The organism is Mycolicibacterium sp. XJ870 (assembly GCF_053483975.1).
On sequence record NZ_JBEFTI010000009.1, the window covers coordinates 163697 to 186838 of the forward strand.

General features: G+C 66.7%; 20 protein-coding genes and 1 tRNA gene. 10 read left to right on the forward strand and 11 right to left on the reverse strand.

All coding sequences use genetic code 11. The features are described 5' to 3' along the window. Positions 1–18 precede the first annotated feature (18 nt). From ABQF30_RS25610 to ABQF30_RS25620, 3 genes are read left to right on the forward strand one after another with little or no spacing between them, the layout of a single operon-like run. Positions 19–1293 carry a deoxyguanosinetriphosphate triphosphohydrolase gene (locus tag ABQF30_RS25610; RefSeq protein WP_448469123.1) on the forward strand — a complete coding sequence of 425 codons (1275 nt, stop codon included), beginning with the start codon at positions 19–21 and terminating at the stop codon, positions 1291–1293. 4 nt (positions 1294–1297) lie between these two features. After that, a complete protein-coding gene (dnaG, locus tag ABQF30_RS25615) occupies positions 1298–3211 on the forward strand; it encodes a DNA primase (protein WP_448469125.1) in 1914 nt (637 codons plus the stop codon). Positions 3212–3238: 27 nt separating this feature from the next. After that, entirely contained in the window at positions 3239–3538 is a 300-nt protein-coding gene (locus ABQF30_RS25620) for a DUF7155 family protein (protein WP_448469127.1), read from the forward strand. A gap of 2 nt (positions 3539–3540) precedes the next feature. On the opposite strand, the gene ABQF30_RS25625 is transcribed toward ABQF30_RS25620, so the two are convergent. Further along, positions 3541–3807, reverse strand: coding sequence for a hypothetical protein (locus ABQF30_RS25625; protein ID WP_448469129.1), 267 nt, complete (start codon positions 3805–3807; stop codon positions 3541–3543). A gap of 143 nt (positions 3808–3950) precedes the next feature. On the opposite strand from ABQF30_RS25625, the gene ABQF30_RS25630 reads away from it, so the two are divergent. After that, positions 3951–4023: transfer RNA gene (locus ABQF30_RS25630), tRNA-Asn, on the forward strand. Between the two features lie 66 nt (positions 4024–4089). Here ABQF30_RS25630 and ABQF30_RS25635 read toward each other — a convergent pair. Then, positions 4090–4401 carry a hypothetical protein gene (locus tag ABQF30_RS25635; protein ID WP_448469131.1) on the reverse strand — a complete coding sequence of 104 codons (312 nt, stop codon included), beginning with the start codon at positions 4399–4401 and terminating at the stop codon, positions 4090–4092. A 177-nt stretch (positions 4402–4578) separates the two neighbouring features. Here ABQF30_RS25635 and ABQF30_RS25640 point away from each other — a divergent pair, with 177 nt between their 5' ends. Then, positions 4579–5073: an LppP/LprE family lipoprotein gene (locus ABQF30_RS25640; RefSeq protein WP_448469133.1), complete on the forward strand. Its 495-nt coding sequence runs from the start codon at positions 4579–4581 to the stop codon at positions 5071–5073. Here the strand turns inward: ABQF30_RS25640 and ABQF30_RS25645 are convergent. Further along, positions 5070–6992: an acyl-CoA dehydrogenase family protein gene (locus tag ABQF30_RS25645; protein WP_448469135.1), complete on the reverse strand. Its 1923-nt coding sequence runs from the start codon at positions 6990–6992 to the stop codon at positions 5070–5072. The genes ABQF30_RS25640 and ABQF30_RS25645 overlap by 4 nt on opposite strands. A 95-nt stretch (positions 6993–7087) precedes the next feature. Here ABQF30_RS25645 and ABQF30_RS25650 point away from each other — a divergent pair, with 95 nt between their 5' ends. Both ABQF30_RS25650 and ABQF30_RS25655 read left to right on the forward strand, forming a co-directional pair. Next, entirely contained in the window at positions 7088–7822 is a 735-nt protein-coding gene (locus ABQF30_RS25650) for a VIT1/CCC1 transporter family protein (protein WP_448469137.1), read from the forward strand. Further along, positions 7822–8868 (forward strand): esterase-like activity of phytase family protein, encoded by a 1047-nt coding sequence (locus ABQF30_RS25655; protein ID WP_448469139.1) that lies wholly within the window; start codon positions 7822–7824, stop codon positions 8866–8868. The genes ABQF30_RS25650 and ABQF30_RS25655 overlap by 1 nt, the downstream gene beginning before the upstream one ends. Before the next feature lie 419 nt (positions 8869–9287). Here ABQF30_RS25655 and ABQF30_RS25660 read toward each other — a convergent pair whose 3' ends face one another. Continuing rightward, positions 9288–10490, reverse strand: a complete 1203-nt coding sequence (locus ABQF30_RS25660) for an MFS transporter (RefSeq protein ID WP_448469141.1) — start codon at positions 10488–10490, stop codon at positions 9288–9290. 17 nt (positions 10491–10507) lie between these two features. Then, positions 10508–10996, reverse strand: a complete 489-nt coding sequence (locus tag ABQF30_RS25665) for a MarR family winged helix-turn-helix transcriptional regulator (protein ID WP_448469143.1) — start codon at positions 10994–10996, stop codon at positions 10508–10510. A 94-nt stretch (positions 10997–11090) separates the two neighbouring features. On the opposite strand from ABQF30_RS25665, the gene ABQF30_RS25670 reads away from it, so the two are divergent. Further along, on the forward strand, positions 11091–13130 hold the full coding sequence (locus ABQF30_RS25670; protein ID WP_448469145.1) for an ABC transporter ATP-binding protein: 2040 nt from the start codon (positions 11091–11093) through the stop codon (positions 13128–13130). Next, complete coding sequence (locus tag ABQF30_RS25675) at positions 13127–13969, forward strand: CbiQ family ECF transporter T component (RefSeq protein ID WP_448469147.1); 843 nt, start codon at positions 13127–13129, stop codon at positions 13967–13969. The genes ABQF30_RS25670 and ABQF30_RS25675 overlap by 4 nt, the downstream gene beginning before the upstream one ends. Positions 13970–13985: 16 nt before the next feature. Here ABQF30_RS25675 and ABQF30_RS25680 read toward each other — a convergent pair whose 3' ends face one another. The 5 genes from ABQF30_RS25680 to ABQF30_RS25700 form a co-directional block, all read right to left on the reverse strand. Then, positions 13986–15287, reverse strand: a complete 1302-nt coding sequence (locus tag ABQF30_RS25680; protein WP_448469150.1) for an ABC transporter substrate-binding protein — start codon at positions 15285–15287, stop codon at positions 13986–13988. Positions 15288–15363: 76 nt separating this feature from the next. Then, positions 15364–16176, reverse strand: a complete 813-nt coding sequence (locus tag ABQF30_RS25685; protein WP_448469152.1) for a carbohydrate ABC transporter permease — start codon at positions 16174–16176, stop codon at positions 15364–15366. After that, positions 16163–17035, reverse strand: coding sequence for a carbohydrate ABC transporter permease (locus ABQF30_RS25690; RefSeq protein WP_448469154.1), 873 nt, complete (start codon positions 17033–17035; stop codon positions 16163–16165). Before ABQF30_RS25690 ends, ABQF30_RS25685 begins: the two co-directional genes overlap by 14 nt. Positions 17036–17126: 91 nt before the next feature. Beyond that, on the reverse strand, positions 17127–19235 hold the full coding sequence (locus tag ABQF30_RS25695) for an MFS transporter (protein WP_448469156.1): 2109 nt from the start codon (positions 19233–19235) through the stop codon (positions 17127–17129). 52 nt (positions 19236–19287) lie between these two features. Then, on the reverse strand, positions 19288–19956 hold the full coding sequence (locus ABQF30_RS25700) for a DUF3159 domain-containing protein (protein ID WP_448469158.1): 669 nt from the start codon (positions 19954–19956) through the stop codon (positions 19288–19290). Between the two features lie 64 nt (positions 19957–20020). Between ABQF30_RS25700 and ABQF30_RS25705 the strand changes: the two genes are divergently transcribed. Next, positions 20021–20755 carry a helix-turn-helix domain-containing protein gene (locus ABQF30_RS25705; RefSeq protein WP_448469160.1) on the forward strand — a complete coding sequence of 245 codons (735 nt, stop codon included), beginning with the start codon at positions 20021–20023 and terminating at the stop codon, positions 20753–20755. Here the strand turns inward: ABQF30_RS25705 and ABQF30_RS25710 are convergent. After that, positions 20741–22936 (reverse strand): S9 family peptidase, encoded by a 2196-nt coding sequence (locus tag ABQF30_RS25710; protein ID WP_448469238.1) that lies wholly within the window; start codon positions 22934–22936, stop codon positions 20741–20743. The genes ABQF30_RS25705 and ABQF30_RS25710 overlap by 15 nt on opposite strands. Between the last annotated feature and the right edge of the window lie 206 nt (positions 22937–23142).

Consider the following 23142-nt stretch of genomic DNA (forward strand, 5'->3'; position numbering starts at 1 on the left):
CTGGCAGACTGTGCCTCGGTGAACGAGGATCGGGACGACATCTACGACGACTTCGACCGGCAACGGCTGGTGGTCGAAGCGCCCAAGGGTGCCGCGCTGCCCGGAACCGGCACCGAGCACCGCACCGACTTCGCCCGCGACCGGGCCAGGGTGCTGCACAGTGCCGCGCTGCGACGACTCGCCGACAAGACGCAGGTCGTCGGACCCCGGCAGAGCGAAACGCCGCGCACCCGGCTGACCCACTCTTTGGAGGTGGCCCAGATCGGTCGCGGTATGGCGATCGGGCTCGGCTGCGATCCCGATCTGGTCGACCTGGCCGGGCTGGCCCACGACATCGGCCATCCGCCGTACGGCCACAACGGCGAACGCGCGCTCAACGAGATCGCGTTTGCCTTCGGCGGGTTCGAGGGCAACGCGCAGAATTTCCGGATCCTCACCCGGTTGGAGCCGAAAGTCCTTGATGCCGACGGTCGTTCGGCGGGTCTGAACTTGACCAGGGCTGCGCTGGACGCGGTGGCGAAGTACCCGTGGCAACGCTGCGACGACCGTAAGAAGTTCGGGTTCTACGACGATGACCTCGACGCCGCGCACTGGGTGCGCGACGGCGCGCCCGCCGAGCGGCCGTGCCTGGAAGCCCAGGTGATGGACTGGGCCGACGATGTCGCCTACTCCGTGCACGACGTCGAGGACGGTGTCATTTCCGGGCGCATCGATCTGCGGGTGCTGGCCGACCCTGACGCCGCCGACTCGCTGGCCCGCCTGGGCGCCGAGTCGTTCCCGACGGTGACGCACGACGAACTGTTGGCCGCGGCTGAAAGGCTGTCGCTGATGCCGGTGGTGGCGGCCGCGGGGAAGTATGACGGCACGCTTGCGGCGTCGGTCGCGCTGAAACGGCTGACCAGCGAGCTCGTCGGGCGGTTCGCCAACGCGGCGATCACCGAGACCCGGGCCGTCGCGGGCGGAGCGGCGTTACGGCGATTTGATACCGACCTGGCCGTGCCGGCCCTGGTGCGCGCCGAGGTGGCGGTGCTCAAGATGCTGGCCCTGCAGTTCATCATGTCCGACCATCAGCACCTGGGCATTCAGGCCGACCAGCGGACCCGCATTCACGAGGTCGCTCTCGCGCTGTGGGCGCAGGCGCCTGCGAGCCTGGACCCACAGTTCGCACCGGAATTCGTCGCGGCGGCCGACGACGGTGCGCGGCTGCGCGTGGTGGTGGACCAGATCGCGTCCTACACCGAAGGACGGTTGGAAAGAGTGCACGAGGCGCGCTCACCGCGGCCTCTAGACTAGGCCGGTGGCCGGCCGCATTCCTGATCGCGATATCGCGGCCATCCGTGACAAAGTCCGCATCGAGGATGTCGTCGGGGACTACGTCCAACTGAGGCGGGCCGGGGCCGACTCGATGAAGGGCTTGTGCCCGTTCCACGACGAGAAGTCACCGTCGTTTCACGTCCGGCCCAACCACGGGCATTTCCACTGCTTCGGCTGCGGCGAGGGCGGCGACGTGTACGCCTTCATCCAGAAGATCGAACACGTGACGTTCGTCGAGGCCGTCGAACTGCTCGCCGACAAGGTGGGCTACACCGTCACCTACACCGGCTCCTCGACCACGAATGTGCAGCGCGACCGCGGTAGCCGCAGCCGCTTGCTCGCCGTCAACGCCGCGGCGCAGGAGTTCTACGCCGAGGCGCTGCAGTCGGATGAAGCCGCCGAGGCCCGCACGTACTTGACCGAACGCAACTTCGACGCCGCTGCGGCCGCCAAATTCGGCTGCGGGTTCGCCCCGTCGGGGTGGGACAAGCTGACAAAGCACTTGATGCGCAAGGGCTTCGAGTTCAAGGAGCTGGAAGCGGCCGGCTTGAGCCGCGAGGGCAAGCGCGGCCCGATGGACCGGTTCCATCGCCGACTGCTGTGGCCGATCCGGGTGAGCTCGGGGGAGACCATCGGGTTCGGTGCCCGTCGGTTGTTCGACGACGATCAGAACCAGGCAAAGTACGTCAACACGCCTGAGACCGTGCTGTACAAGAAGTCGCAGGTGCTCTTCGGGCTGGACCTCGCCAAGCGCGATATCGCCAAGGGGCATCAGGCTGTCGTCGTCGAGGGCTACACCGACGTGATGGCCATGCACCTGGCCGGGGTGACCACCGCGGTGGCCTCGTGCGGCACCGCGTTCGGCGACCAGCATCTGTCGATGCTGCGCCGGCTCATGATGGACGACAACTTCTTTCGCGGCGAACTGATCTATGTGTTCGACGGCGATGCCGCCGGCCGTGCCGCCGCGGTCAAGGCGTTCGAGGGGGAACAGAACCTGGCCGGCCAGTCGTTCGTGGCGGTGGCTGCCGACGGCATGGACCCTTGCGATCTGCGGCTGCGATCCGGGGACGGCGCGCTGCGGGATCTGGTGGCCCGACGAACTCCGTTGTTCGAGTTCGTCATTCGCAGCGCGCTTGCCGAACACGACCTGGACAGCGCCGAGGGCCGGGTGGCCGCCCTGCGGCGGTGCGTGCCGATGGCGGCCGGGATCAAAGACCCGTCGCTGCGCGACGAATATGCCCGGCAGTTGGCAGGCTGGGTGGGCTGGGCCGACGTGGCGCAGGTGATCGGGCGGGTCCGGGAGGAAGCCGGCCGCGGCGGCAGGCGCGACGCGCGTCGCAACTCTGCCGACCTTCAGCAGCGGCCGAAAGCGTCTCCGGCGCAACCACCGATCGGCCGACCCAATCCCGCCGACCCCACCCTGTGGCCGCAGCGCGAAGCCCTCAAGGCCGGCCTGCAGTATCCGGCGCTGGCCGGCCCGGTGTTCGATTCGTTGACCGTGGAGAGCTTCACCCATCCGGGGTACGCCGCGGTGCGCACGGCGATGGAGGCCGCGGGTGGGACCGCCTCGGGTGCGTCGGGCGCGCAGTGGATCGAGGCGGTCCGCGACCAGTCGGCGTCTCCGGCGGCCGCCAGCCTGGTCAACGAACTCGGCGTGGAGGCCATCAACGTCGAGGACGACGAGAGACTGCCGCGCTACATCGCAAGCGTGCTGGCCCGTCTTCAGGAAGTCTGGGTGGGGCGGCAGATCGCCGAGGTCAAATCCAAGCTGCAGCGCATGTCGCCGGTCGAGCAGGGCGACGAATATCACGCCCTGTTCGGTGACCTGGTGGCGATGGAGTCATATCGCCGCAGCCTGCTGGAACAGGCCAGCGGCGACGACCTGACTGCGTGAGAACACAGATCGCGATAGGGTGGCGCCGTGACACTGATCAGCACTCGGACCCGGCGGATCGTCGCCATCGGCGCTTTCGCGGTGGCCGCGGCTGCCGCCCCGGCATTCATGTCAACCCTGACTCCGCAGGCAGAGGTGACAGCCGGCCCGGCCTGCCTGGCCTGGTTCGGTAACAAGGAAGACGGCAAGTGCCTGTCGTACTCCAACGGTGCACCCGCAGTCGGCGGCATCCCGCCGGTCTCCATCGGAGCACCCGGCAGCGGTAGCCCCGGATTCAGCACCGGGCCGCTTCTTCCCGGCACCACCATCAATCAGAGCATCGGGTAGTACTACCCGCCGCGCTTCACCTTTGCCGAATCGTCGGTGCGATCCTCCGGGGAGAGCACCGACGTTTCTGCATCTATAGGCGTCAACGTCCATTGCGGATCGGGGGACACCCGGCTGGCGATCTTGCGCCGCCCGGCGTCGATAACCGCCTTCGTCGCAGGGTTGGCGGTCATCGCGCGATAGGTGCTGGCGATCTGCTCATAGCGGCGACGGCCCGCCTTCGCGCCCAACACATAGCCGACGGCGATGACGGCGGCATAGCGGATCACAGCGTCCCTCCCAAACGACAATTGCTTGGGTCCATCCTGCCTCACCGACGCCTCGGCTCGCCCGTCCGGGATCTCATTGGCGGCGTCGGTGGTCCGTACGCTAGAGTCAACGCTCGGCCGCGGAGCAGATCTGCGGAAGGTAGTCCCCTGTAGCTCAATTGGCAGAGCATTCGGCTGTTAACCGAAGGGTTCCTGGTTCGAGTCCAGGCGGGGGAGCAACGAACGAGATCGCCGGACGGTCTGAATCAGATCCGCCCCGGCGCCCCGCTCCTCACAGACTTGCTACTGCGGTTTGGCCTGCTTTTGGCGTGCAGCCTGGGCCAGCGCCTCCACCAGCGGATTCGTCGCCGACTGGAGTGCCTTCCGCTCTTCCTCGGTCAGTTGGTAGAACGTCCACACGCCCCACGCCGCCGGCCGGACGTACACGGTGACCTGTTGCTTGTTGTTCGGCAGCACCGCGGGCACGGCGACGGCACGATCCAGGGTCGCCGAGCTCATCATCTCCTCGGCAAGCGACTTGGTGTCTACCGATTCCTGCAGTTGGTACAGCACGGCCTTGTTGGCGGGGCCTTCCATGGCGAGGAACCAGGCCATCGGCGTCTCCTTCGGTCAGCGCAGTGCGCGTTGTGGTCAGGCCAAGCATGGCCAGTCGAACCTGCACAGTCTGGCGTACGGGCGTACGGTCAGCCCGCCCGGCCGGTCCACAACACCCTCGCTGCGTCGCAGCGTCATTGCGGCGACATCTCGCGCCGGCACCGTAAGCTCGGTGCCATGCGCTGGTCCGGGCTGATCGCGGTGTTGCTGTCCCTGGGTTTGGTGACTGTGGGTTGTGGATGGAGTCCGCCCTCTGCGCCGCCGCCGAAGCCCGACACCTGCACTCCGGCCGACGGACCCGGCGCCGACACTGTCGCGAAGGCGATTGCCGACCTCCCTGCCCCGAAGGCCGGGTCGGAGTGGACGCAGGTCAACGACGGGCACACCACCAACTGCCGGCTGTACTGGGTGCAGGTCGGCCAGACCGACCCCGAGCCCAACAGCGTCGGGCAGCTGCTGTTCTTCGATCGGCAGACCCCGTTGGGGCCAGCCACCCCGGAACCGCGGCCCTACATCAACGTGGTGACCAACGCTGATGACACCGTGGTGGTGAACTACCAGTGGCAGCAGGGCCAGGATCCGCCGTGCTGCCCGACCGGAATCGCCACTGTGCGTTTCGGGATCGGTGAGGACGGCAAGCTCAAAGCGATCGATCCGATGCCCACGCCTTAACCGTTGAGCAGCTCCGCGGGGTCGAGCATCGCCGCATAACGCAGCTGTTCGGGGATGCCGAATCCGTCGATGAGGGCCTCGATGTGCGGCCGAAGCGTGCGGCAGCGTTCGTTGATCCCGCGGGTGACGGCCTTCGCGCGTTCTGTCGACAGAAACCGGTGCTCGATGAACCAGGCTTTGTCGTCTTCGATCACCGACAGCACGTAGAGATCGCACACGTCCTGAAGCAAGCCGAGTGCGGTCTCGTCCTCGCAGGCGTCGATACCGGCGACGAACGCTTCCAGTACAACGCGATCGATGTGCGCGGTCGCGGCGTGCAGCACGTGGTCTTGCACCGCGTTGAACGCGTCGAAGGCCGACATCTCCTTGGCCTTGCCCTGCAGCCGGCGGGCGACCGAGGCGAGCATGTACTCCTCGCGATCCTCGAACATCTTGACCTGGGTGCCGCGGTTGAACAGGCTGCCTTCCTCTTCGTTGTCCTGGCGGCTGTCGAGGATGGTCTGGATGATCGTCTCGGCCGCGGTGCGTTTGAGCACCCGTTCGCTGGCGAAGTTCGCCGCGAAGCGCACCCACTCGACCGGGCTCATGCCCTTGATGTCGTCGGCGTAGGCCGTCAGCAGCTCTTTGGCCACCAGCTGGGTAAGCACATGGTTGTCGCCTTCGAAGGTGGTGAACACATCGGTGTCGGCGCGCAGCGCGATCAGCCGGTTCTCCGCGAGATAGCCTGCCCCGCCGCAGGCTTCGCGAGCCTCCTGGATGGCCCGGCTGGCGTGCCACGTGTTGGCGGCCTTGAGGCCGGCGGCCCGGGCCTCCAACTCGCGTTGCTCCTCGGGGTCGGGATTGTCCGAGATCTGAAGCTCGTGGCACTTGGCCACCAGCTCGTTCTGCGCGAACTGCAGAGCATAGGACTTGGCGATCAACGGCAGGAGCCGCCTTTGGTGCACCAGGTAGTCCATGATCAGCACTTCGCCCTCGTCGTCGGGAGCGCTGAACTGCTTGCGCTCCAACGCATACCGGGTCGCGATGTCCAGGGCTACTCGCGCTGCGGCGGCCGCACTGCCGCCGACGGTGACCCGGCCGCGGATCAGCGTGCCCAGCATCGTGAAGAACCGGCGCCCCGGGTTTTCGATGGGCGAGCTGTAGGTTCCGTCCGCGGCGACGTCGGCGTAGCGGTTGAGCAGGTTCTCGCGTGGCACCCGGACGTTGTCGAACACGATGCGGCCATTGTCCACGCCGGGCAACCCGCCCTTGTAGTGGCAGTCCGAGGTCGTCACACCGGGCATGTCGTTGCCCATCTCGTCGCGGATGGGCACGACGAGGCAGTGCACGCCGTGATTCTGGCCATCGGGGGTGATGAGCTGGGCGAAAACGGCTGCCACGCGGGCTGTTTCGGCCGCGCCGCCGATGTAGTCCTTCCGTGCGGACGGCGTGGGGGAGTGGACCACGAACTCCTGGGTCGCCGGATCGTAGGTGGCGGTGGTCTCCAGGGACTGCACGTCGCTGCCGTGGCCGGTCTCGGTCATCGCGAAACAGCCGAGCAGATCGAGGTCGATGAGCGGGCGCACATAGGCCTTGTGGTGGCGCTCCGTGCCGAGATTCTCGATGGCGCCGCCGAAGAGCCCCCATTGCACCCCGGCCTTGACCATCAGGGACAGATCGGACATGGCGAGCATCTCGATCTGGGTGATGGCGGCTCCGACGTCGCCGTTGCCGCCGTGTTCCTTGCGGAACCCGTCCTCGGCCGCCCCGGCCGCCGCCATGATCTTGAGTTGCTCGGTCACCTTCGCCCGGGCGATGACGGTGTTCGGGGTGTAGTGCGGCCGGAATACCTCGTTCGACAGGTTGTCCCGCATGGCGTTCTTGACGTCACGCCAGCGGCCGTCCAGCGTGTTGCGCAGATGTTCGGCAGTGGAGGTCATAACCGACGGTAACGCGGTTGGGGCTGCTGCGCGCCGGTTGGTGTGAAGGTAAGCCTTCCTGGACAAGCATGATCGCGCCCCGCAAGATTGACGATATGCCGGAGTCGGTCGGTAAGTCGCTGTCTCCCACCGGCTTGCCGCATGTGCGTTATCACAGGCATGCCGATGTGACCGGCGGCTGGCTGCGTGCGGCCACCTTCGGTGCCATGGATGGTTTGGTCAGTAACACTGCGCTGATCGCCGGTGTCGGAGCCAGCGCCTCGGCGCAGACTGTCGTACTGAGCGGTGTCGCCGGCCTGTTGGCGGGCGCATTCTCCATGGCTCTCGGCGAATACACCTCGGTGACGACCGCCAACGAGCAGATCGATTCGGAGGTCAGCGTCGAGCGGCGGTCGTTCCAGACGTACCCGAACGCCGAGCGGGCCGAACTTGTGGCCATGCTCCAGAAAATGGGGATGAAAGAAGAGACTGCGGTGAAGGCGACGGAGGAAATCCACCGCGACGAGAATCGTGCCCTGAACTTTCACCTCGTGCAGGAGTTGGGGGTGGATCCCCGGGAGAAGCCGTCGGCGTGGGTGGCCGGCGGTTCGTCCTTCGCGTTGTTCGCGATCGGTGCGATCATCCCGTTGATCCCCTACCTGCTCGGCTTCGAATCGCTGTGGGCCGGGCTGGCTTGCGGTGGCTTCGGCCTGCTCATCGTGGGAGGCGCGGCGGCACGGTTCACGCGTAAGCCGGTGGCCGTCGCTGCGCTGCGGCAACTGGTGTTCGGGGCCATCGCGATTGCGGCTACCTACACCGTCGGCAACCTGGTCGGCGCGCTCATCACTTGATGTTGTACCGATTCCTGGCGGTCTGCGTCCTGATGCTGGCCGGTTGTACGCAGGCCCCCGCCACCGCGAACTTCGAGTTTCGGGGCCAGTATCAGCTCGACCGGGGCTCAACGCTGGATGGCACCGTCATCGGCGGATTGTCCGGGATCAGCTACGACCCGGCTGCCGGGCTTTACTACATCGTCAGTGACGATCGTTCCGCCAAGAATCCCGCCCGTTTCTACACTGTGCGAATCCCGCTGTCGGCCAACGGTATCGACGGCGTCGAGTTCGTGGCCACCCACCCATGGCTGGACCGGGCCGGAAAGCCGTTCAAGCCACTGGACACCCAGGCCCGCCCGCCGGTGGTGCCGCCGGACGCTGAAGGCATCGCCTTCGACGCCCGCCGCGCACGGCTGTACTGGAGCAGCGAGGGGGAGAGGCGCGGTGAGCTTCGGCTGGACCCATGGGTGCGGACCGCCGGTCTGGACGGCAGCTACCTGGGTGAATTCGCACTACCGGACGCGCTGGCCATGTCGGCGCCGGATCACGGTGCACGGCAGAACCATGCGCTGGAAGGGCTTTCGCTCAGTCCCGACGGCCGCTACCTGTGGGCCGCGATGGAGGGCCCCGTCTACCAGGACGGTGCCCTGCCCGACGAGCAGCGCGGAGCGCGCACCCGCATCATCCGCTTCGACGTCGACACCGGTGCGGCCGATGCCGAGTACACCTATCCGCTGGACCCGGTCAGCGCCGGCCCGGGCGGCGACAACGGGCTGTCCGACCTGGTGGCACTGGACGACGGGTCCTTCCTGGTCGTCGAGCGGGGCTATGGCACCCACGTCGCGGTGCGGATCTACCGCGCAGGCATCACCGACGGCTCCGCAGAGATGACCAAGACCCTGCTGGCGGATCTGACTGCCACGCCCGGTCTCGCGCCATTGGACAACATCGAGGGAATCACGTTGGGCCCCAAGCTCGCTGACGGGCGGCAGGCGGTGATCATGGTCAGCGACGACAATTTCTCGCCGACCCAGGTGACGCAGTTCCTGTTGTACGCGATGTGAGCCGTAATTGCGTTCTGATGAGGTTTGGCGGCGTGGTCGACGACAGTAGTGGTCTGCCCGGCTATTAGCGACAATGTCGCGGAAATCGCCTCACCGGTCTCACCGGCAGCATCAGTCGCAGTTTATGAAATCACATGTTGCGCAACAGGCTCGGCCTGTCACATGGGCCTCAGCTGTTACGTGCCCGCGCTGCGCGCGACATTGTCGCGCCCAGCGCGGGCAGCCGAAAACGCGTTGTCCAAGTGGCATTCGGGGTCAGAGTGCCATTTGTTGTGTACGGTGTGGGAATGGTGTGAATGGTGTTGCACGCGAGGCGGTTTCCGCGACATTGTCGCTAATAGGCGGGCCGAACGACTCCCGGTTGCATTAGCCGGTTGCCCGCCCGCAGCTTGGGCGATACGGGCACACCGAGTATGAAGTCAGCTGTCGGACCCGATCGTGACGGCAGTCGCCTCGTCGGTGAGTTCGTCCTCCTCGACGTCGATGCCCGTCAGGTGCGGACGCGTCGCGAACAGCACGCCGGCACCGGCCAGCACGGCCGCGGCGCCGACCCAGTACGGCAGGTGCACGCTGACCTGCTCACCGAGCACACCGGCCAGCCACGGCGCGATCGCCGCCCCGCCGAACCGCAGGAAGCTGTAAGCCGCCGAGGCCACACCACGCTCGACCGGGGCCGCCTTCATGACGGTCTCGGTGATCAAGGTGTTGTTGACACCGATGAACAAGCCCGCGACGATGACGCAGGTCGCCAGGATCGCCTTGGATTCGGTGCCCAGCGCCATCACCACCAGGGTCGCGGTCATCGCGAGAAGGTTGACGATCAGCGTTGGGACCGTGCCGAAGCGGTGCTGCAGTCGTGGTGCGACGACAACGGAAGTGAACGCCAGCGCCAGACCCCAGCCGAAGAAGATCAGGCCGATCTGGTGTGCGCTCATGTCTAGCGGGAACGGGGTGAACGCCAGCAGCGTGAAGAAGCCAAAGTTGTACAGCAGCGCGGTGATCGAGACCCCGAGCAGCCCGCGGTGCCGCAACGCCCGGAACGGGTCGGCGAGTGTGGTCGCCCGCTCGGCGCGTGGCGTGGCCGGCAGCAGGACCGCGGTGATCACCAGCGCGAAGGCCATCAGTGCCGACACCCCGAAGAACGGGCCCCGCCACGAGATCGAGCCGAGCACCCCGCCAACCAGTGGACCGACGGCGATGCCCAGGCCCAACGCCGCCTCGTAGAGAATGATCGCCTGCGCCACAGAGCCTTTCGCCGAGTTGACGATGGTGGCCAGGGCGGTCGCGATGAACAGTGCGTTGCCCAGGCCCCACAGTGCGCGCCAACCGACGATCTCCATCACCGTGTCGCTCATCCCGGCCAGGCCCGCGCCGGCGATGATCACGACCAAGCCGAGCAGCAGGGTCCGTTTCGGTCCGATCCGACTCGACACCACGCCGGTGATCAGCATCGCCACACCCATGACGGCCATGTAGCTGGTGAACAACAGCGACACCTGCGACGGCGAAGCGTCGAGGTTGTCGGCGATCGGCTTGAGGATCGGGTCGACGAGCCCGATGCCCATGAAGGCGACGACGGACGCGAAGGCAACGGCCCACACGGCCTTGGGTTGGCGCCACATAAACGCGGGGATTCCTATCAGTTGTCGTTCGGCAGGGGATGTTCGGCGACATCGGCCAAGAGCCGTCGGATGACGTCGACGGCGGCCGCCAGTGTCCGGCGGTCCTCTGGGCCAAGTCGCTCAAGCCGTGGACTGATCGCGGCGGTGCGATCGGCCCTGGCCTGGTTGAGAGTGTTCTTGCCCTTGTCGGTGATGCGGATGAGCACAGCGCGGGCATCGCCGGGGTCGGTGGTCCGGGTCACCAGGCCGGCGTCCTCCAGGCGGCGCACCTGCGTGGTCATCGTCGGTTGCGAGCAGTGATCGAGCACGGCGAGATCAGAGATGCGTGCTTCACCCTGGTCCTCGATGGTGGACAGCAGCCTGGCCTGCGCCCACGGCAGCGGCAGTCGAGCGCGCTGAGTGGCCAGCCGGTTGAGGCGAGCGACTACCGACAGCAGGTCTGCGCCGAGTTCGGATTCATTGGTCACCGGGACATTCTCGGTGCTGGGCGGCGACATGGTGCCCATATTACATAGAGTTGCTATGCAGTCCAGCGCGTCAGTGTCGCCCGTCACAGCATGGCCGCGCATCCGCCGTCGTCCCGCCTGGCAGAATCGAGAAATGAGCGCAACTCCACCGGTGAGCACGCCGCGGCGCGGACTGACTCCCGGTGAACTCGCGCATGCTGCAGTAATGGCGGCGTTGTGCGCAGCCACCGCGATCATCGCGGTCGTGGTGCCGTTCGCAGCCGGACTCTCGCTTCTGGGCACAGTGCCCATGGGCCTGTTGGCCTACCGCTACCGGCTGCGCGTCCTGCTCGCAGCGACCATCGCCGGCGCCACCATCGCCTTCCTGATCGCCGGCATGGGCGGGATGATGACGGTCATCGACTGCGCCTACATCGGCGGGCTGACCGGTGTCGTCAAACGCCGGGGCCGCGGCACCCCCACTGTGCTGGCCTCCGCGGTCGTCGCAGGCGCGGTGTTCGGGGCCGCGATAGTCCTCGCGCTGACGGTGTTGTCGCGGCTGCGCAACCTTATCTTCGATTCGATGACGGCCAACATCGACGGCCTCGCCGCGGTGCTGCGCCGAATCCCGGTACTCGACGCGTTCGCCGACCCCCTCAAAAACGACTTCGCCACGGTGCTGAGCTACTGGCCGCTGCTGTTCTTCGCCTCGGGAATCCTCAGCATCACCTTCGTCAGCCTGGTCGGCTGGTGGGCATTGTCACGAGTGCTGACGCGGCTGCTCGGTATCCCCGACGTGCACAAGCTCGACGCCGATGCCGATGCCGGGCCGATCGCCCCGGTGCCTGCGCAGCTGTCCGACGTCCGGTTCCGGTACCCGGGCGTCGAGCACGACGCGCTGGGTCCGGTGTCGATGGAGCTCAAACCGGGCGAGCACGTCGCGGTGACGGGACCCAACGGCTCCGGCAAGACCACGCTGATGTTGGTCCTGGCGGGCCGCGAACCGACGTCGGGAACTGTCGAACGGGCCGGCGAGGTCGGGCTGGGCCGCATCGGTGGCACCGCGGTGATCATGCAACACCCCGAAAGCCAGGTACTCGGGACCCGGGTGGCCGACGACGTGGTGTGGGGGCTGCCGCCGGGTACGGCGACTGACGTGGACCGGCTGTTGTCCGAGGTGGGCTTGGACGGCCTGGCCGAGCGGGATACCGGTGGGCTGTCCGGTGGCGAGCTGCAGCGGCTGGCGGTCGCGGGCGCGCTCGCGCGTGAGCCGTCGCTGCTCATCGCCGACGAGGTCACCAGCATGGTCGACCAGCGGGGCCGTGACACGTTGATGAACGTGTTGTCCGGGCTGACCGACCATCACCGGATGTCACTGGTGCACATCACGCACTACAACGACGAGGCCGATACCGCCGACCGCACGGTGAACCTCAGCGGTAACGGCGGCACTGCCGACAACACCGAGATGGTGCAGACCTCCGCGGTGCCGGCCGGCTCCGCAGTCGTCCACCACGTCGGTGAGCCCGTGCTGGAACTGACCGGCGTCGGGCACGAGTACGCCAGCCGAACCCCTTGGGCCAAAACGGCTTTGCGTGACATCACCTTCACCGTGAACGAGGGTGACGGCGTCCTCATCCACGGTCTCAACGGGTCCGGCAAGTCCACCCTCGCGTGGATCATGGCCGGTCTGACCGTTCCCACCTATGGCGCCTGCCTGCTCGACGGTGCGCCGGTCTCCGAACAGGTCGGCGGCGTGGCGTTGTCATTCCAGGCCGCGCGACTGCAGCTGATGCGCAGCAGCGTCGAACGCGAGATCGCCTCGGCCGCCGGGTTCTCCGTGCACGACCACGACCGCGTCGCTGCCGCGCTGGGGACGGTCGGCCTGGATCCGGCGCTGGGCAAGCGCCGCATCGACCAACTCTCGGGCGGCCAGATGCGACGGGTGGTGCTGGCCGGCCTGCTCGCGCGCTCGCCGCGCGCGCTCATCCTGGACGAGCCGTTGGCCGGCCTGGACGCCGCCAGCCAGCGTGGCTTGCTGCGTCTGCTGGAGGATCTGCGGCGCAACAATGGGCTGACGGTTGTGGTCATCTCGCACGACTTCTCCGGCTTGGAGGGGTTGTGCCCACGCACGCTGCACCTGGAGAACGGGACGCTGGCGCTCGCACCGACCGCCGCGGGGGGAACGCGATGACGACACCGACGCGTGGCCAACGCAAACCGATCGTTCTGCTGCGCCCTGTCCCCGGCAACTCCGTCATCCATCAGCTGTGGGCCGGCACCAAACTTGTTTCGGTCGCGCTTATCGGACTGCTGCTGACGTTCTACCCGGGATGGGTACCGATCGCGTTCGTCGCGGTCCTCGTCCTCGTGGTGGCGCGGCTGGCGCGGATACCGAGTGGCGCGGTGCCCTCGATTCCGGTTTGGCTGTGGATCCTGCTCGCACTTGGCGCGCTGACCGCGACCTTCGCGGGCGGAGCCCCGGTGATCGACGTCGGGTCGATACAGATCGGCCTGGGCGGGCTGTTCAATTTCCTGCGGGTGACCGCCTTGGCGATCGTGCTGCTCGGGCTCGGCGCGTTGGTGTCGTGGACCACCAACGTCGCCGACGTCGCCCCTGCGGTGGCCACGTTGGGCCGACCGCTTCGGGTGCTGCGCATCCCGGTACACGACTGGGCGGTGGCGATTGCGCTTGCGCTGCGGGCCTTCCCGATGTTGATCGACGAGTTCCGGACGCTGTTTGCGGCGCGACGGCTACGGCCCAAGGAACGGGCTGAGGGCTTCCGTGCGCGGGGCCGGCAGACCGTGTCCGATGTCATCGACCTGCTCGCCGCCGCTGTCACGGTGGCGCTGCGCCGGGCCGACGAGATGGGTGATGCCATCACCGCGCGCGGCGGCACCGGGCAATTCTCGGCGGCGCAATCGCGGCCCAAGGCCCGCGATTGGGTGGCGTTCGCGGTGCTGGTGGTGGTGTGCGGCACCGCGCTGGCGTTGGAGCTGACCGTGCTCGGCACAAGCGCGTCGCGTGGCTGATCGCTAGTCGCGGACCTCAGCGGTTCGCAGCGTTGTTCGCGGCCCGCTGCGCATCATTCAGTGTGCTCGCGACGTCGGTACGACCCAGGAACATTTCATCGAAATATGTTTTGAGCGCCTGGTATCCGGCGGGAAATCCAGCCCCGCCGGGTGCGGGTATGCGCGGGCCGTCCAGCACCCGGAAGAACGGGCTGACGTCAATCCTGCGGGCCTTCCAATAGTCCCTGTACACCGGCTGGGCACTCAGCACCGCCGGGATGGCCGAGCCGCGGGCGCCGAGGTATTCGTTGCCCCGCCTACTGCCCATCCATGCCAGCACCTCGCGCACGGCATCTGGATGCTCGGTCGCTGAATTCGCTGCTGCCGCAATACCATTGGTGACGCTGACCCGACCCTTCGGCCCGGCCGGCAGCATCGCCACACCCCACCGGAACCGCGCCTGATCGGCAATCGCGGCCAGGTTGTAGGTGCCGGACTGGAACAACGCCATCCGCCCCTGCAGGAAGGCATTGCGGGAGAAGTCCCCGTTGTCGTTGGTGTCCGAAGCAGGGGGTGCGACGCGGTCTTCGTTGATCAGGCGCACCAGATACTCGAACGCCTCTACCGATTGCGGGTTGTTGAACGCGAACCGATCGCCGATGGTGAAAATGCCGCCGGCAGAACCGATGTAATTGAGGTAAATGCCTTGCAAGTCGTTGGCGGCGTTGTAGCCCCATTGCCGGACCCGGCCGTTGACGTCGGTGACGGTGAGCCGTTTGAGTAGCGGCCGCAGGGTGTCGTCGGGGCCGCCCGACCAGCGCAGGGTCTGCAATTCCGCGGGATCCACGCCGGCCGCGTCGAGCAGGTCGGCGTTGAAGTAGACCGCGATGCCGGCGTCGGTCAGTTGCGGCACTGCCCAAAGCGCGTCGTTGCGGGTGAATTGGTTGACGACGGCAGGCTCCCAGGCCTGCGCAGCGTCGGGCCCCAACGTCTGCCCGATGTCCAACAGCCGGCCGTTGTCGGCGTATCCGGCGAAGTAGGCGTTGGAGAGCCAGAAGATGTCGTCTGCGCTGCCGCCGGCCATGTCGGTGCGCAGGGTGTCGAAGTAGGTGGAGTAGGCGACGGTGTTGACGCGCACTTCGATGTCGGGATGCTCCTTGCTGAACGCGTCGAACGATTCCCGGTAAGCGGCCGCGACCTGCTGATCCCAAAGCCGTACGGTCACCACGGTTTTTCCGGACGGTTCGGTTGAGCGGCCCAACAGCATGGCCGCCACGAGCAAAACGGCCATCGTGAGAGCGAGTCCGCCGGCGAGCAAGGTGGAGCGTCTCGGCTTCATGGCCGGCTCCTGCATCGAGATTGACGTGAGGGTCGTTGCCGCGGCGATTTCACAGCCCTGGTGTAGATCTCGACGGTCATTTGATGCCCGTGACCACGATTGACCGGACGATGTTGCGCGACAGCGCGACGAACAACACGATCAACGGCACGATCGCCACCGTCGTCGCCGCCATCACCAGCGTCCACTGCGCGTTGTACTGCGTCTGCAATCCCGCGGTGGCCACCGTCAGCACTTGCCATTTGTCGCCGCTGGTGATCACCAACGGCCACAGGAAGTTGTTCCACTGGCTCACCACGGTGATCAACGCGAGTGTCACCAGGATCGGCCGGCTGGCGGGAACCACCACGTGGGTGATGACGTCGAGGGTGTTGGCCCCGTCGAGGCGGGCGGCGTTGATCAGATCTCCCGGAATGGAGCGAAAGTACTCCCGCAGCAAGAAGATCGCATACGGCGAGCCGAACATGAACGGCAGCACCAGCGCCCAGAAGGTGTTGCGCAGGCCGGCCTCGGCCATCATCAGATACAGCGGCACAACGGTTACGGTCGCGGGCACCATGAGCGTGGCGATATACACCCAGAACAGCACATCACGTCCTGGAAACCGCAGGCGGGCAAAGGCGTACGCGGCCAACACGGAGAACACCAGCTGCCCGAGCAGGATCACGGCGGTCATCAGCGCGGTGACGACGATGGCGCGGCCGAAACCGGCGTCGGCCAGCCCGAGGTAGTTCTCCAGCGTCGGCGGTGCCGGCAGGGACAGTGGCGATTCGGTGGCGAACTGCTCGGCCGACGTGAACGACGTCAGCAACCCCAACCCGAACGGCACCAGCGTGATCGCCGCGCCGAGCAGCAGGCCGGCGTAGACCAGGGCGTTACGTGAGGTCATAGCTGATCCTGCGGCGGAAGTAGAGATGCTGAACGATCGTGACGCCCACCAACAGCACGAACAACACGATGGCCATCACCGAGGCCCGTCCGACAGCGGCCGCACCGAATGCCTCGGCGTAGATCCGGTGCGCGATCAGATCGGTGCGGCCCTGCGGCCCTCCCGCGGTGAGCGCGTACACCGTGTCGAATACCTGCGCGGCGCTGACGATTCCAGTGACCAACACGAAGAACATCGTCGGCCGCAGCATCGGCAGGGTGATGTGGCGGAACCGCTGCCACGAGGTCGCGCCGTCCGTGCGGGCCGCGTCGTGGATGTCGGCCGGGATGTTCAGGATGCCCGCCAGGAAGAACAGCGTGACGTAGCCGACGTTGGTCCAGATCACCACTGCCGACACCACCGGCAGGGCCAGGCCCGGGTCGGTGAGCCACTCGATGCGGGTGTCCAGCACCGTGCTGAGTGCGCCATCGGTAGGCGCGAGGATCCAGCGCCACAGCACCGCGATGGCCAGCGGCGCGCAAATCCATGGCAGCACATAGACGGTCCGGAAAAACCCGGTGCCCGGTAGGCCGCGGGCCAGGAAGCTCGCGGCGATCAGCCCCAGCACCGTTTGAGTGGGCACCACCAGCAGGACGAAAAGCAAGGTCACCACAAGAGACGTCGCGAACGACGCGTCGGTGAGCACCGAGGTCCAATTGTCCAGTCCCACATATTCAATGGGGCCCAGCAGATCCCAGCGATGCAGGCTCAACCATGCCACCACCAGCATGGGCAGCAACAGGAATGTGACGACACCGAACAGGCTGGGCGCGACAAGCGCGTAACCCAATGCTGTCGTCCGGACACGCGAAGTGGCCATCGAGCCATTAAAGCGGGTCGAGTTTTCCAGCACTCACGGTGGGAGGCCCCTTCAGAGCCGGCTCACGACATCCCGAACCCGACGAGCACGGTCAGTCCCGACGATTCGGCACATTCCAGCGGTCCCGTAGTGATCGCTCTGGCGCCGGCCGTGACGGAGGTTGATGTCGTGGCGGGCGTGACGTCGGCATCGGTGTGGTGGGGGCGTGTGGCGACATCCCATGGGCATGGGACGTTGCATGGGGCACCGCATGCGACGTGACGGCGTTCTGGCGCCGCAGTTCCTCGTCGATTCCGTCGGACAAGCGCCCGAGGTATCCGATGAGGGCGGCGACGTCGCCGTCGTCCCAGCGGGACAAGATGGACTCCAGCCTGGATATGTTCAATGTCCGTTGGCGTTCGAACGTGGTGCGACCGCTCGACGTGAGAGCGAATTGCGGTGGGGCCGCTTGGTCCGTGGCAGGTAGTCGGCCCACCATGCCGTCTCGGATCAGCGTGGACAGGCGTTCGTCGACGGCCTCGGTGGGACTGTCGACCTCGTGCGCCAACTCCGCCAACGTCAGCGGTCTGGAGCCGCCGAGATAGGAGGCGATGACGTAGTCGCCGCGGTCGAGTCGATAGGGCGTCGACGGGATCTGCAGCGTCACCGCCGCCTGACGCCCGAGCGCGGTCAGCACGTTCTCGAGTCGTTGCGCCCTGCGGCGCACGGGCACGGGCGCCAGTACGGTTTCGATCGGCGACGCTGCTGGTGCCGGAACCGATGTCGGGATCGTCATCGCGATGACGGCGGCGACGATCGCAGCGCACCCGGCGATCAGCATGGCGGTTCGGAACGCTGCGAGCGTCGGGAAGGCATGGCCGGCGACCACGACGGTCATCTGTGCGAGAACGGCGCTCGTGACTGCGCTGGAGGTCGAGGTGCCCAGCGATCGCGCCAGTGAGTTGATGCCGTTGGCGGCTGCGGTCTCCGACACGGGCACGGCGGCGTTGATCAGTGTCGGCAGAGCGGCGAAGGCGAAGCCCACGCCGGTGCTGCAGACGACTCCGAAGGCCAGGAGGCCAACTGGAGAGCCCAGCAGCTGTGTGCCGCCCAGATAGCCCACCGCGATGATGGTCGCACCGAGGACGAGGGTGAACCGTGGCCCGCGCGCCGCAATGACTCGAGCGGCTACCGGGGAAGTGGCCATCATCGCCAGGCCGCCGGGAGCCATCCACAGTCCCGCCATCACCATCGACTGCCCCAGTCCGTAACCGGTCGTCGCCGGCATCTGGAGCAGTTGTGGCCCAAGCAGGCTGGTGCCGAACATGCCGAAGCCGATCGCGATGGACGCCAGGTTGGTCAACAGCACCGGCCGTTTGAGCGTGGTGCGCATGTCGACGAGCGGCGCGGGCGCACGATACTGCCACCAACCGAACGCCACGAAGACGACGATCGATCCGATCAGCAGCCCCAACGTCAGTGGGCTCGTCCATCCCCAGCTGGCGCCCTTGGAAATCGGCAAGAGAAGCATCAGGAGGGCAGCGCCCAGCCCGATCGCGCCCAGGACGTCGAATCGGCCCATCGACGCAGACGGCACGATGTCGGGGACGAGCGTGGCGAACAAGATGCACGACATCAGGCCGAGACCCGCCGCGCACCAGAACAATGCATGCCAGCTCAGGTGCTCGGCGATGACCGCAGACATCGGCAGGCCGAGCGCTCCGCCGACACCGAGCGACGCACTCACCATTCCCATCGCACCGCCAACGCGGTCGGCTGGAAGAGCGGACCTCAGCACACTGATGCCGAGCGGAATGACGGGTGCGCCGAAGCCCTGCAGCGCGCGGCCGATGACCAGTGGTATCAGAGAGCTCGTCAGTGCAGCGATCACCGATCCGACAGTGAGGATTACCGCGCATGCGACGAGAATTCGCTTGGGCCCGAACATGTCTCCGAGCCGACCGAACATCGGGGTGGCGACGGCGCCGGTCAGTAGTGTGGCGGTAACGGCCCACGACGCGTTGGCCGGTGTCGTGCCCAGGATGTCGGGCAGCTGGGGGACGAGCGGTACCACCAGCGTCTGCATCAGCGACACGGAGATGCCCGCGGCGGCCAGAACCGCGATCAGCAGGCTGCCGCCCTTGGGCGGTGCCGGGCGTTCGATCATCTGCACGGAAATGCGCTGACCCCCTTCGACGATTGGTGTGAGCCCCCACCGCACGGCCGGACAGTGACAGGTGGGCCGCCGAAAATCTTACAATAAGATAGGCTAACTATTCAAATGCCGAGGTGTTCGCGCAGAGCCGCCGGTTTGCCCGGCGAACAGCCCAGTACGTCACCACAAGCGCCACACCGAGGAGCGGATAGCCCATCGCGATCCGGGCGAACGCCAGCCAGCCGGTGAAACCGCCGTCGTAGAGCCATTGTTGGACAATGAATCTCGCGGCGAACACCGCCACGAACACCAGCGTCGCAACGTCGAATGCGCGCACCGCCACCTTGTCGGCGCGCCACGACGCGTCAGGACCGCCGGTGCGCATCAGGTTCCAGATCACTCCGATGAGCGGACGCCGGGCCAGGACCGACAGCGTGAACGAGGCGGCCATCGCCAGACTGATCCAGATCCCGGGCAGGAAGTAGTTCTCGGCGGAGCCAGTGTAGTAGGCGATCAGCCCGGCGACGACGACACCGAGCAGTCCTGACACTGCCGGCTGAATGGGCTGCTTGCGCACCAGCCTGAGCACGATCAGACCGATGCTGGTGCCGACGGCGACCAGGACCGCCGCGCTCAGTCCCGCGACCGCGTTCGCGATCACGTAGGCAAATGTGGGCACGCTGGCATGCACCAGGCCGGATACGCCGCCCATGCGCTCGAGGAGCGTCGGCGTCGGTTCTTCGGTCACGGCTTGGTCGATGGTGTGGGCGCAGTCACGGGCTGGCATGCGTCCATGGCACACTCGGACGTAACGGCATAGTCAAACCGGCGCCATGGCACAGTAGGGGACCGTGGCTTGGAGTACCCGTGAAATCGCCGAACTCGCGGGCACCAGTTTGCGCGCCGTGCGGCACTATCACGCCGTCGGTCTGCTTCCCGAGCCGCAGCGTCGAGCCAACGGCTACAAGCAGTACGGCGTCGCGCATCTGGTCAGGTTGGTACGCATCAAAAGGCTGACCGAGCTGGGCTTTTCGCTTCCGCAGATCGCGGCGATGGGGGACTCCGACGATCACCCCGAGCAGGCTCTACGGGAGCTGGACGCCGAACTCGGCGCCACCATCGAACGATTGCAGCGGGCCCGCGACGAGCTCGCCGTGCTGTTGGAGCACTCGGCGCCGACCGACCTGCCGCCCGACTTCGTACCGCCGGCGGCCGCGGCCAAGATGACGGACGCCGACCGCTCTCTGGTCGTAGTGCTGAGCCGGGTCCTGGGCCCCCGCGGCATGCGGATCTACGCCGACATGATGAGGGACGAGCCCGACAATCCGGCGTCTGCAGAGTTCGACAACCTGCCCGTCGACGCCGACGAGGTGACGCGGAGCGATCTCGCGGAACGTCTCGCCCCCTATATCCGGGCGGTGAACCAGGCTCATCCAGGGCTTGCCGAGTCCCGATCCGACGCCCCACGCGGGGAACGCTTCGCGGACAAGACGATCAGCGGCGCGATGGCAGACCTGTATAACCCGGCGCAGCTGGATGTGCTGCGCCGGGCAAGGGAGATCCTGCGTGGCTCAGCCGCCGAGTGACGGCAGCGGTAGCGGCGAGAGGCGGTAGCGCGGCGGCTCGGTACCGTGCAGGTGCCGCACGAAGTAGTCCCAGGTGCGCCGCAGGAAGTAATGCTGGCGGCCGATCAGTGCGTGTTCAGCACCGGGAATCATGATCAGGTCGAAGTCTTTGTCGGCCTTGATGAGCGCGTCGACGAGCCGCATCGTCATGTACGGGTGCGCGTTGTCGTCGAGCTCGCCGTGGATGAGCAGCAGCTTGCCCGTCAGGTTCTCGGCCAGGGGTGCGTTCGAGATCGCGAGCCTGCCATCGTCGCTGAGATCGCCGTGGTAGTGCTCGGCCCACATCGCGAGGTTGATGTTGTTGTCGTGGTTTCCGGAGGTCGCGACCGCCACGCCGTAGAAGTCGGGGTACATCAATACGGCCCGGGCTGCGGCGAATGCACCGGCGGACTGCCCCGTGATACCGACGCGGCTGGTGTCGAGCCACGAGTACCGATGCTCCAGTTCGCGGATCGCGGCGACGTGGTCGTCCAGCGCACCGGCGTTGCCGAGGTCCCCGTAGGAGTGGTCATGAAAGGCCTTGCCCCGCGCCGCCGTACCGCGTCCGTCGATCGCGACCACTGCAAAGCCCAGCGCAGCGAAGGCTTCCGGCTCGCCCTGGTGCGGCGGGTCGAACGACGGTCCGGCCCGGTAGACCTGCGGGCCTGGGTAGATGTGCTCGACGATCGGATACCGCTTCTGCGGGTCGAATCCGTGTGGGCGCCAGAGCAGACCGTAGATCGGCGTCTTTCCGTCGGCGGCCGTGACGCAGAAGCGCTCCGGCGGACGCCAGCCGAGCGCTTCGAGCGCCTTGGTGTCCGGTGACTCGAGTTCGACCAACTTCTTCCCGTCGCCGTCGAGCACGACCGACCGTGGCGGTTGGCTCGAGGACGATGCCCGGTCGACGACGTAGCCACCCTCGGGCGGGCTGACCGCGTCGTGATCGAGGTTGTCGCCGGTGAGCCGGGTGAGGCCGGAACCGTCGAGATTGATCCGGCAGATCTGCCGGAGGTAGGGATCGTCCTCATTGAGGCCGCCGGCCAGGAACAACACCTGCCTGCGGTCCTCGTCGACCCACAGCAGCGAGCGGACGAGCCACTGCCCCTGGGTGATACGGGTGACCTGCTGCCCGTCGGCCGAGTAGAGGTAGAGATGTCCCCAGCCGTCGCGCTGCGACCACCACACGATCTCGCCGGACTCCAGGACGTGCACCATCTGCGGGTCGCCGAGCTGCACGGCGGGGTCGACGCGCGTCTCGCCCGTTTCACTGATCAATGTCGTCGTTGCGCCCGTCGCCGGGTCGAGGCGACGCAGCTCGAGGGTGCGGGCGTCCCGGGAATGGTGCAGGAAATGCACCGCTTCACCGGCTTTCCCCGTCCACCACGCGTACACCAATGCCGTGTTGTGCATGATCACGAACGGCTCGTCCTGCTGGCGAATCACCTTGCGCTGGGCCACATCGAGGACGTTCCACGTCATCGTCGCAACCGCCTCCTCGCCGGGTATCGTGTAGCGCGTGCGGTGTTCCTTCGGGCGGCCACCGTCGGCAGGTGAGGACTCGACGAGAACCAGCTCCGGCAGATCGCGTTGATCGATGCGCTGCACCAGGATTCGGGTCGAATCGGGCGACCAGTGGAAGATCGACAGCGGGGGAAGACCGAGGGTTCGCATCAGCGCCCGCGCTCCGGTGGTGTCGGGCAGTCCGCCGTAGTCGAAATATGGTTCGGCGTCGTCGGTCAGTGCGAACTCCTCGCCGCCGCTGCGCGGCCGAACCCAAATGTTGCCGTCGCGCCGAAATGCGACCCACGCCTCGTCCGGCGACGGCACCTCGCCGGGCACCGGCTGCGGATCAGCTCGCTCATTCAGGCCCGAATCGTCCGACCATTCCCACTGCTTGTCGAACGCGGTGAACCGCACGGTGTCGTCGTCGCGGATCTCCACGCCGGCGATCGACAGGTCGCTCCCGGTAACGGCGTGGCCGGATGTTTGGGACAGTTCCGCTGCCAATCTGTCGTGGTCGAACGCGTCGCGTCGGCTGCCGTCATCGGGATTCACCACGATGTAACGGGCCCCGACCCGGTACCAGAAGCGCGTGCCATCGGACAACCACTGCGGATCCAGTGAACTGCCCGGCACTCGCCGCGCGCGGTAGGGAGCCAACATCTGTTCGGCGCGTGCGTAATCAGCAGCGGTCAGCGTCGTGTCATCAGCAGTCACGACTGCAATGCAACACTCGGACGTAGCGGCATGGTCAAGTCGGCGGTACCACGCCGAGGCGCATCGGCCGGTTAACCAACGCCCGAATTCGTCGCAGCCATCCCGGCGGTCACGCTTTGCTCACGTGGCGTACATCACTTGACGGCCCGGGA